General features: G+C 74.2%; 8 protein-coding genes and 1 pseudogene. 4 read left to right on the top strand and 5 right to left on the bottom strand.

The genetic code is table 11. The annotated features are described in order from the left end of the window. Positions 1 to 55: 55 nt before the first annotated feature. Both ABZ914_RS08195 and ABZ914_RS08190 read right to left on the bottom strand, forming a co-directional pair. Positions 56 to 2,575: a DUF7824 domain-containing protein gene (locus ABZ914_RS08195; protein WP_500192341.1), complete on the bottom strand. Its 2,520-nt coding sequence runs from the start codon at positions 2,573 to 2,575 to the stop codon at positions 56 to 58. 38 nt (positions 2,576 to 2,613) lie between these two features. Then, positions 2,614 to 3,339 carry an SDR family oxidoreductase gene (locus ABZ914_RS08190; protein WP_433147552.1) on the bottom strand — a complete coding sequence of 242 codons (726 nt, stop codon included), beginning with the start codon at positions 3,337 to 3,339 and terminating at the stop codon, positions 2,614 to 2,616. A gap of 47 nt (positions 3,340 to 3,386) precedes the next feature. Between ABZ914_RS08190 and ABZ914_RS08185 the strand changes: the two genes are divergently transcribed. Then, positions 3,387 to 3,932 carry a MarR family winged helix-turn-helix transcriptional regulator gene (locus ABZ914_RS08185; protein WP_500192340.1) on the top strand — a complete coding sequence of 182 codons (546 nt, stop codon included), beginning with the start codon at positions 3,387 to 3,389 and terminating at the stop codon, positions 3,930 to 3,932. Positions 3,933 to 3,935: 3 nt separating this feature from the next. Here the strand turns inward: ABZ914_RS08185 and ABZ914_RS08180 are convergent. Beyond that, positions 3,936 to 4,877, bottom strand: a pseudogene (locus tag ABZ914_RS08180) (RNA polymerase sigma factor); the annotation flags it as partial. Between the two features lie 218 nt (positions 4,878 to 5,095). On the opposite strand from ABZ914_RS08180, the gene ABZ914_RS08175 reads away from it, so the two are divergent. Further along, entirely contained in the window at positions 5,096 to 5,719 is a 624-nt protein-coding gene (locus ABZ914_RS08175) for a TetR/AcrR family transcriptional regulator (RefSeq protein ID WP_500192339.1), read from the top strand. Here ABZ914_RS08175 and ABZ914_RS08170 read toward each other — a convergent pair. Together ABZ914_RS08170 and ABZ914_RS08165 are read right to left on the bottom strand one after the other, a co-directional pair. After that, the gene (locus ABZ914_RS08170) at positions 5,709 to 9,080 is read right to left on the bottom strand and encodes a pyruvate carboxylase (protein ID WP_500192338.1); all 3,372 of its coding nucleotides are present in this window, start codon (positions 9,078 to 9,080) and stop codon (positions 5,709 to 5,711) included. The genes ABZ914_RS08175 and ABZ914_RS08170 overlap by 11 nt on opposite strands. Before the next feature lie 190 nt (positions 9,081 to 9,270). Then, complete coding sequence (locus ABZ914_RS08165; RefSeq protein ID WP_500192337.1) at positions 9,271 to 9,843, bottom strand: TetR/AcrR family transcriptional regulator; 573 nt, start codon at positions 9,841 to 9,843, stop codon at positions 9,271 to 9,273. A gap of 106 nt (positions 9,844 to 9,949) precedes the next feature. Between ABZ914_RS08165 and ABZ914_RS08160 the strand changes: the two genes are divergently transcribed. Then, positions 9,950 to 11,143 (top strand): MFS transporter, encoded by a 1,194-nt coding sequence (locus tag ABZ914_RS08160; RefSeq protein ID WP_500192336.1) that lies wholly within the window; start codon positions 9,950 to 9,952, stop codon positions 11,141 to 11,143. 83 nt (positions 11,144 to 11,226) lie between these two features. Continuing rightward, positions 11,227 to 14,700 carry an AAA family ATPase gene (locus ABZ914_RS08155; protein WP_500192335.1) on the top strand — a complete coding sequence of 1,158 codons (3,474 nt, stop codon included), beginning with the start codon at positions 11,227 to 11,229 and terminating at the stop codon, positions 14,698 to 14,700. The last annotated feature ends 637 nt before the right edge of the window (positions 14,701 to 15,337 follow it).

Raw genomic sequence — 15,337 nt, 5'->3', positions numbered from 1 at the left:
ACCCGGCCTTGGGCGGCCTAACGCAACCGAACTCGCCGACACGGCCGGACCCGGCCTAGCGCAGTTGCGCCGCGAGCGTCCGGGCCGCGCGGAGGAGGTTGGACGTCCCCTTCCGCGCGGCCAGTTCCTCGATCTCCGGGACGGGCGCGGACGCCTTCGCCCACCGCGCCGTCCTGGCGCCGAGCGCGATGAGCCGGTCATGGGCGAACGGCGGCCGCCGCCCCGGTTCCGGGTGCAGGAGCGGCAGCGCGGCGGCGATCGTCTCCCAGACCTCGGCGTACGCGCCCGCCTCCGCCGCGCGCTCCAGGGCCTCGACCACCCGGACCAGCTTGATCTCCCCGGCGAGCGCCAGCCGCCCGATGTGCCGGCCGAGCGCGGCGGCGGGCAGGTCGCCCCGCGCCGCCAGGACCAGCAGCGTCTCGACGGCCTCCTCGTCGTCCGGAAGGGCGAGCTGGCAGGCGAGGAAGAACGCGACGGCCTCGGCGAGCGCCCCGGTCCCCGACGTGCGGTCGATGAGCACGGAGACCGGCATGTTCACGCCGGACCATTCGCGCCGCCGCCGCAGCCCGGGGACGAGGTGCGCGGCGACCACGTCGGGATGGGACGGCAGCAGCCACGGCCAGTACGCCCAGTGCCGGTTCCAGGCGGTGTGGACGTCCTTCCCGGGCGCGGTGAAGACGGCGTCCACCAGCGGCAGACCGGTCGGCTCGGCGCCGATGACCACGTCGGGAGCGCCGTCCGCGACCGGGCCCACGGCCACGTCGCCGCGCGGCGCCCCGCCCTCAGCGAGCCAGCGGGCGGCGGCGCGGCCCGCCTGCGACACCAGCCGGCCCGCCCGCCGGGCCGCTTCGGCGTCGGGCTCGAGCGGCAGCCTGAGCAGTGCCTGCTGGAGGTCGGCGGAACCGGCCTCCACGCCCGCCGCCTCGCACTCCTCCAGACGCTCGACGAGCGCGAGCGCGTCGACGTGGCCCGTCGGACGGGTCGGAGTGGCCAGCAGCACCGGTGGCGGCGTCCCGTCCTCCACCGCGCGGTAGACCTCCGCGAACCGCGACACAAAGAGCCGGTCAAGGGGCGGCCCCTGCACCCGCGCGGCGAGCCGGCGGCCGTTGTGCCGGACCGGCGAGCCGATCAGCAGGCGCCCGATGCCGACCAGCCACTCCTCGGGGGCGAGCCAGAAGTCCAGGCGTTCGAGGTACGGATGGAAGTCCTTGTGCAGTACGGGGGTCAGCACGGCGCGCAGGGCGTCGCGGTCCTGCCGGATGAGGCGGACGTAGGCGGCGAGCAGCTGCTCGCTCACCGCCCAGCCGATCCCGTCCTGGAGCGCCTTGGCCAGCTCGACCGGAGTCGTGATGGGCGGCGGCAACGGCTCCGGCGCCGGTTCCAGGACCCGTCCGGGCACGGCGAGGGCGGGCGGGGCGGGGTCGTCGTCCACCGGGTCCGCTTCGGAGACCTCGCCACCGAAACGGGCGACGACCTGCGCGGCGAGGTCGGGCGGCAGCAGCGGCACGGCGTCGCGCAAGGCGGCGCCGTCCGTCGCGGCCGGGAGCTTGAGCGCGACCCGCACGGCCCGCTGCCGGACGGCGTACGACTCGTGCCCGAACGCGCGCGCGAGTGCGGCGGCGCAGCCGTCCGCGAGGTCGGGGTGGCGCCGCACCGTCCGCTCCAGCCATGACAGACCCGTCCGGACGAGCCCGGACTCGGCGCGGAACAGCAGGCCGTCCAGGGCCTCGACCACGAGGTCGGGCGGCAGGTCGTCGCGGTCCTTCAGCAGGTCGAGGGCGGACTCCGCGACCGGGCCGGGCGCGGCGGGCAGCAGCCGCGCGTAGTCGCGGGCGCGGGCGCCCGCCTCGGCCTCCGACGGGGCGAGCGCGTCATGGAGCCGGACGAAGAACCGCAGGTCGAGGGCCGTCCCGCCGCGCAGGAACCGGCGGACGCAGCCGTCCAGCAGCATCCCCCGGTCGACCTGGCCCCGCGCGGCGAGCGAGACGAGCCCCCGGACCCAGCGGTCGCTGTCGCGCAGTTCGCGGCCCACGCCCTCCGCCTCGAAGATCCGCGGCAGCAGCACCGGGAGCAGCGGGTCGCGGGTGCGCGGCGGCGCCGAGGCGACCCAGCCGACGACGAGCGGATCGTGCTCGGGCGGTTCCGCCCCGGTCGCCCTCAGCAGGGCGAGGACGAGGTTGAGGCCGGTGTGGCGCGGCCCCCGCAGCCGCAGGGCGAGGCGCCGCGCCAGGTCGGCGAGCCAGGCGTCGTCGTGGCCCTGCCAGAGGCCCATCAGCAGGGCGGTGTCGTGGTGGTCGTCCGTCCAGCGCGAGTTGAACTCGCGGCGGCCCAGCCAGGACGCGACGGCCGACGCGCCGCCGAGCGTGCCCGCCCCGGCGGCGCGGAACGCCGGCGCGAAGTCGTCGATGCCCTCCCAGGTCTCGCGCCGCGACCGCACCTCGCGCACGTGGCCGGGGAGCGCCTCGGCGACCTCGCGGCGGCCGGCGGCGTCGAGGGAGAGGACCGCGCCGGCCACGGCGTCGGCCTTCCGCGCGTCGATGAGCGCGGCGATCTCGTCCCACGCGGTCGTCGTCATGCCCACGAACATTAGGCCCGCTCACCGACATTCCGGAGTCAGGCTCCGAAATAGGCGCCGCCGTTGAGGTGGAGCACCTGCCCGGTGATGTGCCCGGCGCCCGGCGAGGCGAGGAACGCGGCGAGCGCGGCGACGTCCTCCGGCGTTCCGGCGCGCTTGGTGGCGGTCTGCCCGACCAGCATGGCGCGCCGCTCGCCGGTCATCTGGTCGCCGAAGAACTCGGTGTCCTCGACGAGGCCGGGAGCGATCACGTTGGCGGTGATGCCGCGCTCGCCGACCCGCGCGGCCAGCTCGATGTTCCAGACGCGCATGCCGGCCTTCGCCGCGCCGTACGATCCGCCGCCGCGGCCGCCCGCGATCGAGCCCATGCTGATCACGCGGCCGCCGCGGGCGAGCCGCGGTTCCAGGGCGGTCGTGACGAGGACGGTGCCGACCAGGTTGACCTCCAGGTTGGCGAGCCACGCGTCGCGGACGCCGGCGAGCCCGGACGGCGCGGGGCGTCCGGTGTCGGTGTTGCCGCCGGCGTTGTTGACGAGCACGTCCACCGTCTCGGGCAGCTCGGCGAGGGCGGCTTCGACCTGGCCGGGGTCGGTCACGTCGAAGACGACGGGCCGCACGCGGGGGCCGAGCTCGGCGGCGGTCTCGGCGAGCACCTTCTCGCGCCGGCCGGTGATGACGACGTCCAGGCCGTCCGCCGCGAGGGCCGCCGCGACGGCCCGGCCGATGCCGGTCCCGCCGCCGGTCACCACTGCGCTGCGGGTCATGGGGACCTCCTTTGTTTAGGTCTAAACTTCACCCTAAGCTAGACGCCGTGGAGGACGAACGCAAACACGGGGACCCGGTCGACGCCATCGCCGAGGCGTGGGCGCGCGAGCGTCCCGGCACGCCGGTCGCGTCCATCGGGATCATCACCCGGGTGTGGCGCGCGGCGAAGCTGCTGGGCGACGAGCGGCGCCGCACGCTGGCCCGGCTCGGCATCGACACGGCCACGCTCGACCTGCTGTCCACGCTGCGCCGGCGCGGGGCGCCGTACGCGATGACGCCCGGCCAGCTGCGCGAGGCGTCGCTGCTCACCGCGGGCGCGATCACCCAGCGGGTGGCGCGGGCGGAGCGGGCGGGGCTGGTGGAGACCGAGCGCGGGCCGCGCGGCCGGACGTCGTCGGTGCGGCTGAGCGACGCGGGCCACCGGCTGATCGAGGACAGCGTGAACCGGCTGCTCACCTACGAGGACTCGCTCCTCGACCACCTGGACGAGGAGGAGCGCGAGCAGCTCACCGAGCTGCTGCGCCGCCTCCTGGACGGGCTCGTCGAACGGCTCGGGGCCGACGCCAAGCCCGGCCAGGTGGGCGAGCGCTGAGCGTCAGGAGAGCAGGTCGGCGAGGGTCTCCCGGCGGGACGGGTGGCGCAGCTTGTGCATCCCCTTGGACTCGATCTGGCGGATGCGCTCGCGGGTCACCCCGTAGACCTTGCCGACCTCCTCGAGCGTCTTCGGCTCGCCGCCCGCGAGGCCGAACCGCATCGAGATGACGCCGGCCTCGCGCTCGGTGAGCGTCTCCAGCACGGCGTCGAGCTTGCCGCGCAGCATCGAGGACGCGACCACGTCGGCGGGGTCGCCGCCCTCGGGGTCCTCGATGACGTCGCCGAGCTCGCCGTCGCCGTCCTCGCCGAGCGGGGTCTGCAGGGACAGCGGCTCGCGGGCCTGGCGGCGCAGCCACTCGACCTTCTCCGGCGTGACGTCCAGCTCGACGGCCAGCTCCTGCGCGGTGGGCTCGCGGCCGAGGTCCTGCATCATCCGGCGGCGGATCCGGGTCATCCGGTTGAGCACCTCGACGACGTGCACCGGGATGCGGATCGTCCGGGACTGGTCGGCGAGGGCGCGGCTGATCGCCTGCTTGATCCACCAGACGGCGTAGGTGGAGAACTTCAGCCCGCGCCGGTACTCGAACTTCTCCACGGCGCGGATCAGCCCGAGGTTGCCCTCCTGGACGAGGTCGTTGAGCGGCAGGCCGTGCCCCATGTACCGCTTGGCCAGCGACACGACCAGGCGGAGGTTGGCCTCGACCATGTGCTCCTTGGCGCGGCGCCCGTCGGCGGCGATCCAGGCCAGGTCGTCGCGGTCCTGCGGGGACAGGGCGTCGCCGAGGGTCTCCAGGCGTTCGCGCGCGAACAGCCCGGCCTCGATGCGCTTGGCCAGCTCGACCTCCTGCTCTGCGGTGAGCAGCGGGGTCCGGCCGATGCGGGAGAGGTAGTCCTTCATCGGGTCGACGAGGTCGCGGCTCGCGGACACGCCGCGGGCGGAGGCGCCCCGGGCGGCCGTGCCGCGCGCGGACGCGGCGCGGGCGGGCTCGGGGGTCGCGACACGGGGGGTGCTGGCGTTCAGGGCGGTGTCCTTTGCTCGTCCGGCCGGGAGGGAACGGGTCACCCGATCTCGGTACCCGGCAGCCCGGCGGCATAAACTTAGGTCGAGCCTAGACATGTGTCAACTATAAATTTATGTCGACGTATGAGAGGATGCCCGGCATGGGTTTGCGGGAACTGAAGAAACAGCAGACGCGGCAGGCCATCTCGCACCAGGCGACGCGCCTGTTCCTGAGGCACGGGTTCGACCGCGTGACCATCGCCGACGTCGCCGCCGCCGCGCAGGTCGCGAAGATGACGGTCACCAACTACTTCCCGCGCAAGGAGGACCTGGCCCTCGACCTGCACGAGGAGTTCGTCGCCCAGCCCGCCCGAACGGTCGCCGAGCGCGCGCGGGGCGAGTCCGCGCTCACCGCGCTGCGCCGCGCGTTCCTCGACGCCGTCGACCGGCGGGACGCCGTCATCGGCTTCTCCGGCGCCGACTTCGCCCGCATGATCACCGAGAGCCCCGCGCTGGTCGCGCGGCTGCGCGAGTTCCACGAGGAGCGCGAGCACGCGCTCGCCGCCGTCCTCGCCGAGGAGACCGGCGCGGACGCCGGCGACGTGGTCGTCCGTGTCGCCTCGGCGCAGCTCATCGGCGTCCACCGCGTCCTGTTCGAGGAGACGCTGCGCCGCACCATCGCCGGTGAGGACCGCGACGCGATCGCCGCGGCCCTCACCGGCTCCGCCGAGAAGGGCTTCGCCCTCCTGGAGCCGTCCCTGGGGGACTACGCCGTCAGGCGATGACGAGGAGGAGGTCGCCGGCCTGGACGGGGGTGGCCGCCGGGACGGCCAGGCGGGACACGGTCCCGGCCACCGGGGCGGTGATCGCGGCCTCCATCTTCATCGCCTCGATCGTGGCGACCGTGTCGCCGGCCTCCACCCGGTCGCCCTTCGCGACGCGCAGCGTCACCGAGCCGTCGAACGGCGCGCCGACGTGGCCGGGTTCGGCCGGGTCGGCGCGCTCCACCGGCGGCGCGTCCGACGCGACCGACTTGTCGCGCACGGACAGGGTGCGGAGCTGGCCGTTCACCGTGCAGATGACCTGCCGGACGCCCGCCTCGTCGATGTCGCCGACCGCTTCGAGCCCCGCCAGCACCCGCACGCCCAGTTCGAGGTCGAACGCCACCTCTTGCCCGGCGCGCATCCCGTAGAGGAACGCGCCGGTCGGCAGGACGGACAGGTCGCCGTACGCCGCGCGGGCCTCGCGGTACTCCTTCGCGGGGCCGGGGAACAGCAAGCGGTCGAGGGTGTCGCGGACCTCGGGCCCGGCGAGCGCCTTCTCCTCCGCGCCGTCCAGCTCGGCGCGGGCCGGGATGTACTGGCGCCCGGCGAGCGCCTTGGTGCGGAACGGCTCGGGCCAGCCGCCGGGCGGGTCGCCGAGCTCGCCGCTGAGGAACCCGATGACGCTGTCGGGGATGTCGTAGCGCTCGGGGTTCGCGGCGAAGTCGTCCGGGTCGGCGCCGGCGGCGACGAGGTGCAGGGCGAGGTCGCCGACGACCTTGCTGGACGGCGTGACCTTGACGAGCCGGCCGAGGATGCGGTCGGCGGCGGCGTAGCAGCGCTCGATCTCCTCGAACCGGTCGCCGAGGCCGAGCGCGACGGCCTGCTGCCGCAGGTTCGACAGCTGCCCGCCTGGGATCTCGTGCTGGTAGACGCGCCCGGTCGGCGACGGCAGGCCCATCTCGAACGGCGCGTACAGCTTGCGCACCGCCTCCCAGTAGGGCTCCATCACGGTGAGGGCGTCGAGGTCGATGCCGGTGGCGCGGCCGGTGAAGTCGGTCGCCGCGACGATCGCCTGCAGGGGCGGCTGGCTCGTCGTGCCGGAGAGGGGCGCGGCGGCGCCGTCCACGGCGTCCACACCGGCTTCGATGGCCGCGATGTAGGTGCCGATCTGGCCGCCTGCGGTGTCGTGGGTGTGGAGGTGGACGGGCAGGTCGAAACGCTCCCGCAGAGCGCTCACCAGTGTGCGCGCGGCGGGAGCGCGCAGGAGACCGGCCATGTCCTTGATGCACAGGATGTGGACGCCCGCCTCGACCAGTTCCTCGGCGAGGCGCAGGTAGTAGTCGAGCGTGTAGAGGCGCTCGTCCGGAGACGACAGGTCGCCCGTGTAGCAGAGGGTTCCCTCCACCAGCGCGTGCGTCTGGAGCGCCGCGTCGATCGCGGGACGCATGCGCTCGACGTCGTTCAGCGCGTCGAACACGCGGAAGATGTCGACGCCCGTACCGGCGGCCTCCTTGACGAACGCCCGCGCCACCGAGTCGGGGTACGGCGTGTAGCCGACGGTGTTGCGGCCGCGCAGCAGCATCTGGATGCACAGGTTCGGCGCCGCTTCCCGGATGGCCGCGAGCCTGTCCCACGGGGACTCGCCCAGGAAGCGGAGCGCGACATCGTACGTCGCGCCGCCCCACGCCTCTATGGAGAGAAGCTGCGGAGTCATGCGGCCGAGGTAAGGCGCCGCGGCGACGAGGTCGTGCGTGCGTACCCGGGTCGCCAGCAGCGACTGGTGCGCGTCCCGGAACGTGGTGTCGGTGACGGCAAGCGCGTTCTGCGCCCGCAACTGCTCGGCGAACGCGCGCGCGCCGAGAGCCAGAAGGCGGTCGCGGGAACCTTCCGGGAACGGGCCGTCGAGCTGGAGCGGCGGGAGCTTCGTCGCCGGGTCCAGGGCCGTGGGCGCCTCACCGTGCGGCTTGTTGACGGTGACGTCCGCGAGGTAGCGGACGAGCCGCGTCGCACGGTCGCCGCTCGACCGCGCCGTCAGCAGCTCCGGATGGTCGGCGATGTAGGACGTGCTGACGCCGCCCCTGCGGAAGTCCTCCTCGTCCAGCAGCGCCTGCAGGAACGGGATGTTCGTCGCGACGCCCCGGATGCGGAACTCGGCGACCGCCCTGCGCGCGCGCCGCACCGCCTCCTCGAACGTCCGGCCCCGGCACGTCAGCTTCACCAGCAGCGAGTCGAAGTGCGGGGACACGATCGCGCCGCCGTGCGCGGTGCCGGTGTCCAGGCGCACCCCGGCGCCGCCCGGCGACCGGTACGCCGAGATCTTCCCGGTGTCGGGGCGGAACCCGTTCGCCGGGTCCTCGGTCGTGATCCGGCACTGCACCGCGAACCCGCCGACCACCACGTCCTGCTGGGAGATGCCGAGGTCGTACAGGGTCTCGCCGCCCGCGATGCGCAGCTGGCTCTGCACGAGGTCGACGCCCGTGACCTCCTCCGTCACGGTGTGCTCGACCTGGATGCGCGGGTTCATCTCGATGAAGACGTGCTCGCCGCGGTCGTTCACCAGGAACTCGACGGTCCCGGCGTTCACGTAGCCGATCTCGCGGGCGAACTTCACCGCGTCCTCGCACAGCCGCTCCGCGATGGCCGCGTCCAGGTGCGGCGCCGGCGCGATCTCCACGACCTTCTGGTGCCGCCGCTGCACCGAGCAGTCGCGTTCGCGCAGGTGGACGGTGTGCCCCGCACCGTCGGCGAGGACCTGCACCTCGATGTGGCGGGGCCGGTCCACCGCCTGCTCCAGGAAGACCGTCGGGTCGCCGAACGCGCTCTCCGCCTCGCGGCGCGCCGTGTCCACGGCGGCCTCCAGCTCCTCGCGGTGGTCGACGCGGCGCAGCCCGCGCCCGCCGCCGCCCGCCGCGGCCTTCACGAACAGCGGGAACCCGACCTCGTCGGCCGCCTCCAGCTCCCGTCCGGGCTCCGGCGTCGCCGACCGCAGCACCGGCAGGCCCGCCCGCCGCGCCGCCGCGACCGCCTCGATCTTGTTGCCGGCCAGGCTCAGCACCCGCGACGGCGGGCCGACGAACGTGATGCCGTTGCGCTCGCACGCCTCCGCCAGCTCCGGGCTCTCCGACAGGAACCCGTAGCCGGGGTAGACGGCGTCGGCGCCGACCCGCAGCGCCGTCTCCACGATGCCGTCCACGTCCAGGTAGGCGCGGACGGGGTGGCCGTGCTCGCCGATCTCGTACGCCTCGTCGGCCTTCTGCCGGTGCAGCGACAGCCGGTCCTCGTGGGCGTAGACGGCGACGCTGGCGATGCCGAGTTCGTACGCGGCGCGGAACGCGCGTACGGCGATCTCGCCGCGGTTCGCGACGAGCAGCTTTGTGATCACGTGTGTTCTCCCAGGAGACGGCTCGGGCGCGTCCGCCCGCACCCGACGGCCTCCCGGGCTCGGCGCTGAGCGTCGGAGGAGCATGGGCCGGTCCGGCGGGCGAACCGAATCTTCGGATACCTACCCAGTTGACCGGCCGGGCCCCGCCCCGGATACCCCGTCTCCTTGCGAACAAAGTGATAGATCGCGGTTACCGCGAAAAAGGCTCTTTCGTTCCGTCCGCGGCGAGGAGGGTCTCGGCGATCGCCCTGGCCCGGAGCGCGGGCGCGGCCGACCGGTCGCGCAGCGCGGTCACCAGCGCGCCGTCCAGCAGCAGGACGAACTGCCGCGCCAGCTCTGCGGCGTTCGCACGGTGCCCCGCCTCGGCGAGCAGGCGCTCGAGGAACGCGGCCACCGCCGTCTTGTGCGCGTCCGCGAGCCGCCGCACCCCGGCGTCGCTCCCGGCCGTCTCGGCCATCGCGTTGATGAACGAGCACCCGTGGAAGTCCGCGCTCTCGAACCGTCCGGCCATCACGTCGAAGACGTCGAGGGGGTGCCCGCCGCGCTCGGCGACGGCCTCCTCCAGGCCGCTGCGCCACGTGCGGTCGCGCTCGCCGAGAACGGTCGCGACCAGGTCCTCCTTGCTCTGGAAGTGCCGGTAGAAGGACGCGCGGCCGACACCGGAGACGGTGAGCAGCCGTTCCACGCCGACCGCGCGGACGCCCTCGGCGTAGAAGAGCTCCTCGGCGGCCTGGACGAGGCGGTCGCGCGCACGGGTCGGCATGCCGCCAGCGTATCCGGCTTTGACGGAAAACGGAACCGACCGGTACCGTCTCGGAAACGGAACCGATCGGTACCGTTCTGACGCCGCGCCAGCCGAAGGAGACCGCATGGCCGTCACCGCACCGCCGGAGAGCCCGCCCACCGGGGTCCCCGCCCGCACCCTCGTCCTCGCCGCCGGCACCTTCGCCGTCGGCACCGACGCGTTCGTCGTCGCGGGCGTGCTGCCCGAGATCGGCCGCGACCTGCACGTCGGCGTCGCCGCCGCCGGACAGCTCGTCACCGTCTTCTCGATCGCCTACGCCGTCCTGTCCCCGGTCATGGCCGCCCTCACCGGCACCTGGCCGCGCCGCCGCGTGCTGCTCACCGCCCTCGCCGTCCTCGCCGCCGGCAACGCCGCCACCGCCCTCGCGCCCGGCTACGGATGGGTGCTGGCCAGCCGCGTCATCGCCGCGGGCGGCGCCGCGATGTTCACCCCCATCGCCGGCGCCACCGCCGCCGCGCTCGCCGGCCCCGCGCACCGCGCCCGCGCGCTCTCCTACGTCACCGTCGGCCTCGTCACCTCCACGGCCCTCGGCGTCCCGATCGGGACGCTGCTCGGCACCGTGATGTCCTGGCGCGGGACGATGTGGTTCGCCGCCGCGCTCGCCGCCGTCGCCGCCGCCGGGGTCGCCGCGCTGCTCCCGCACGTCCCCGCGCCGGCCGCCGTCGGCCTGCGCGCACGCCTCGCGCCCCTCGCCGACCGCCGGGTCAACGCCCTCCTCGCCACCACCGCGATCCTGTTCACCGGCATCTACCTGCTGCAGAACTACATCAGCGTGGTCTTCGAGCCGGCCACCGGCGGCGGCGGACGCTCCCTGGCGGTGCTGCTGTTCGTCTCCGGCTGCACGGGCACCGCCGGCAACCTCATCACCGGCGCGTGGGCCGACCGCTTCGGGCCGCGCCGCGTCATCACGGGCGTCGCCGTCGTGCTGGCCGCCGACCTCGCGCTGCTGCCCGTCACCGGGACGACCATGGCGGGCGCCGCTGCCGCCGTCGCCGTCTACGGGTTCACCGCATGGGGCGTCATGGTCCCGATGCAGCACCGGCTCATCGCGGTCGCCCCGGACGCGTCCGCCCTCCTCGTCTCCCTCAACGCCTCCGCCGTCTACCTCGCCGTGTCGATCGCGGGCGGCGCGGGCGCGCTGTGGCTGCGGGCCGCGGACGCCACGTCCCTCGCCTGGGTCGCCGCCGCCGTCACCGTCGCGGGCCTCGCCGCCTCCGAGGCCGCCCACCGGCTCACCGCCGCCTCCCGCACCCGATGACCGCCTTCGTCCGGCCAGCCACGCGGACCTGCCGGACGCTCTAGGCTTTCGGTCGGGTTTCGTGTGCTTGTAGGGGGAACAGGGTGCGGCTGCCGGAACATCTCGAACTTCTCGTCTCCGACGAGCCCGTCCTCGACGTGTACTCCTACGGGCCCTGGCGCGTCCCGGACGGCCTGTACGACGAGATCCGCGCCCGCATCGACACGCTCGCCACCGACCCGCGCTGCAAGGACGCCACCACCAGCGAGCACTCCCTGCTCACCGCGCCCGCCCCGCTCGTCGTCGCGGAACTGCTCCTCACCCTCGACTTCCTGCTCGGCGCCGGCGCCGTCAACGCCGGCACCCACTCCCGCCTGCAGTACCAGTTCTTCAACCGCTACCACAACGAGCCCCGCGACCCGCTGCGCGACGCCGGCGGATGGGGCGTCAGCCGCGGCTCCTTCCAGCCCCTCGAATGGCTCGAGGACTGCGGCGACCAGGACCTCGCCCTCACGCTCGCCCGCGAGTCCCTCGACGTCTTCGAGGGACTCGAGCCCATCGAGCAGCGCCGCCAGGCCCTCATCAAGCTGTACGACGACCCGCCGCCCGCGTTGCGCATCCAGACGCCGCTCGCCGAACAGCGCGCCCTGTGGCTCGCCCACGCGAGCGACGACATCGTCACCGCCCTGCCCGAACTCGCCGGACCCATCGGCTACCTCGAATGGGTCTGCTCCGGGCTCCTGCCCGTCCACGAGCATCTGCGCGAGGTCGCCCCGCACGACGAGACCGCCGACGAGCTGCTCGTCCACCTGCTCCTCCAGGGCGGCCTCAAGCAGGTCCCCGCCGAACTGTCCGTCGTCCTCACCGAGGACCGGTACGGCGAACTCCTCGAACGCTTCGCCCGCGACCGCGACACCTTCGAACCCAACCCCTGGTACCTCAACGAATGGGGATGGCTCGGACGCGCCCTCGGCGCCGGCGCCATCGACGCCTGCCGCGGCTGGCTCGACATGGCCATGCGCTTCACCGGCTGCGTCCAGGGCCTGCCCAACGAACCCCGCATCCCCGACCCCGAATGGATCCCCGTCGGCGAGTTCGGCGCCGACGTCCGCCGCCTGTTCACCCCCCGCCGCCGCATGGTCAACCCGCTCGCCGCCGGCGTCGGCACCGCCCCGTCCCGCAACCGCCGCACCCGCCGCGCCGAGGTCGGCTCCGGACTCGTCGGGCAGCCCGACGTCGTCGCCGCGCTGGAGACCATCGCCGAGACCGGCGGGCCCGTCCGGCTGATGCTCGTCGGCCCCGACGGCACCGGCAAGCGCGACGCCGCCCAGGAGATCGCCCGGCTGCTCCGCGAGCACCGCATCGTCGACCCGCCGCTGTGGCTCGCCGACGACTTCTTCGCCGGCAAGGAGGTCTCCTCCGCCACCACGCAGCTCTACAGCGAGGCCCGCGACGCCGCCGGCAACCGCCTCATGGTCATCGACGGCCTGGACGACATGTCCCGCGACGGCCGCAGCGGCGAGGCCATCGTCGAGGAGCTCCACCGCGCCCTCGACGTCCACGACGACCTCCACGTCGTCGCCCTCTGCGAACCCGGCGGCGACGAGCGCATCCGCGAGGTCAACCCCGGCCTCTCCCTGCGGTTCCAGGTCGTCCGCACCCACCCGTTCGACGCCGACGGGTACGCCGAACTGTTCAACCGCGCCCTCCAGCAGCGCGGCGCGCGCGCCCACAAGCGCGCCCTCACCGCCGCCGGGCAGCTCCTCGTCCGGACCCCGCCCATCCGCAACCTCCGCAACGCCCGCCTCGCCCAGCGCCTCGCCGACATCGTCGTCGAGAACGTCCGCGCCAACACGCCCGCCGGCGAGGAGCTCGTCGTCAAGCGCGCCGACGTCCCCGCCGCCTTCGACACCGCCGGCACCCCGTCCGACCCGATGGCCGAACTCGCCGCCCTCACCGGCCTCCGCACCGTCAAGGCGGAGATCGAGCTGCTCGTCGCCGGCGCCAAGGCCGCCAAGCTGCGCCGCGAGGCCGGCCTGCCCTCGCCCGCCGCGCCCGCCCGGCACATGGTCTTCACCGGCGACCCCGGCACCGGCAAGACCGTCGTCGCCCGCCTCCTCGCCCGCATCTTCAAGGACCTCGGGCTGCTGTCGTCCGGCCACCTCGTCGAGGCGTCCCGCTCCACCCTCGTCGGACGCTACGTCGGCGAGACCGCCGTCAAGACCCGCGGCGTCGCGCAGAGCGCCGTCGGCGGCGTCCTGTTCATCGACGAGGCCTACGCCCTCACCGAGACCAGCATGTCCGACGACTACGGCCAGGAGGCCATCGCCGAACTCATCAAGGTGATGGAGGACCACCGCGACGACCTCGTCGTCATCGTCGCCGGCTACGAGCGCGAGATGCAGCGCTTCATCGCCTCCGACCCGGGGCTCGCGTCCCGCTTCCCCACCACCGTCCGGTTCCCCGACTTCACCGACGCCGAACTCGTCGAGATCTTCACCGGGCAGGCGGCCGCCGCCGGCCTGTCGCCCGCCCCCGCCGCCCTCGACAAGATCACCGAGCTGCTCCGCCGGGCCCCGCGCGGCCGCTCCTTCGGCAACGCCCGCGTCATGCGCAACCTGTGCGAGCGCGCCATCGCCCTCCAGGCCCGCCGCGTCACCGCGCTCCGCCGCCCCGGCCCCGACGACCTCGCCGCGCTGCTGCCCGAGGACATCCCCGACGGCCTCACCGGCGCCGGACGCGTCGTCCCCGCCACCGACCCGCTCGCCGAGCTCGACGCCCTCATCGGGCTCTCCGCGGTGAAGGAGGAGGTGCACCGCCTCGCCGCCGAGGCCCGCGGCGCCGAACTGCGCCGCGCCGCCGGCAAGCAGGTCACCGTCCCCACCCGGCACATGATCTTCACCGGCAGCCCCGGCACCGCCAAGACCACCGTCGCCCGCCTCGTCGCGTCCGTCTACGGCCACCTCGGCCTGCTGTCGTCCGGCCACCTCGTCGAGGTGTCCCGCGCCGACCTCATCGGCCCCTACCTCGGCCAGACCGCCCCGCGCGTCCGCGCCGCCGTCGAGCAGGCCCTCGGCGGCGTCCTGTTCGTCGACGAGGCGTACTCCCTCGCCGGCGACGCCTACGGGCAGGAGGCCGTCGCCACCCTCGTCCAGCTCATGGAGGAGTACCGCGGCGACCTCGTCGTCATCGCCGCCGGCTACGCGCGCGAAATGGACGCCTTCCTCGCCGCGAACTCCGGCCTGTCGTCCCGGTTCCCCAAGCGCATCTCCTTCCCCGACTACACCGACGACGAGCTCGCCGCCATCTTCGAGCACCTCGCCGCCGCCGAGGGCCTCACCCTCGCCCCGGACGTGCCCGGACGGCTCCGTGCCGTGCTCCGCGACACCCCGCGCGGCCCGTCCTTCGGCAACGGCCGCCTCATGCGCAACCTGCTGGACGCCGCCGTCGCCGCCCAGTCCGAACGCCTCACCGCGTCCGGCTCCCCGTCCGACACCGAGATCATCACCCTGCGCGCCGAGGACCTCCGCACCGCCGCCCCCGCGTCCCCGGAGAGCGCCACGGGCCTGTACCTGTGACCCGTCCACAGGTGGTCTGACGGCGCAACACACAATTGGTCGGAATCTCCCGGCTGCGCCTGTCTAGACTCGTCTCGCCCAATCAATGCGGAGCTGGAAGGGGCTCGGTGTCCGATCGAGACTGGCAGCACACGGTGCTGCGCGACCTCGGCGCACTGGAAACCGGCCTGGTCCCGCCAACCCCGCCAGCCGCTGCCGCTGCCGCGACCGGTCCACCCGCACCCGCCAAGGCACCCGCAGCCCCGAACACACCACCTACAGCCGCGAACACACCACCTGCGGCTGCCGAAACAAGGCCGCCTACAGTCACCGAGACCAGAGGGCCTGCGGCCGCGAGCACATCACCGCCCACCCCAGCCCGCAATTCCACGCCGCCCGCAGGCACCCGCACGCCCACAGCACCCTTCTCCCGGACCGCCGTCCCGCACCCGACCCCGGCCACCGCCCGGACGGCCACGCTCCCTCCCACCCCAGCACCGTCCCCCTCCACGGGATCTGCCGCACGGCCAGCTGAGGCGCGCCCCGCACCCCAGAAGCCACACCCAGAAGAGCCGCCCAAACCACACGCGGACAAGCCGACCAAGCCACACGCGGACAAGCCAACCGAGCCACACGCGGACAAGCCGACCAAGCCACA

The organism is Spirillospora sp. NPDC046719 (assembly GCF_040645715.1).
Classification (GTDB): Bacteria; Actinomycetota; Actinomycetes; order Streptosporangiales; family Streptosporangiaceae; genus Spirillospora.
This window is presented reverse-complemented; position numbering and strand designations above follow the sequence as displayed.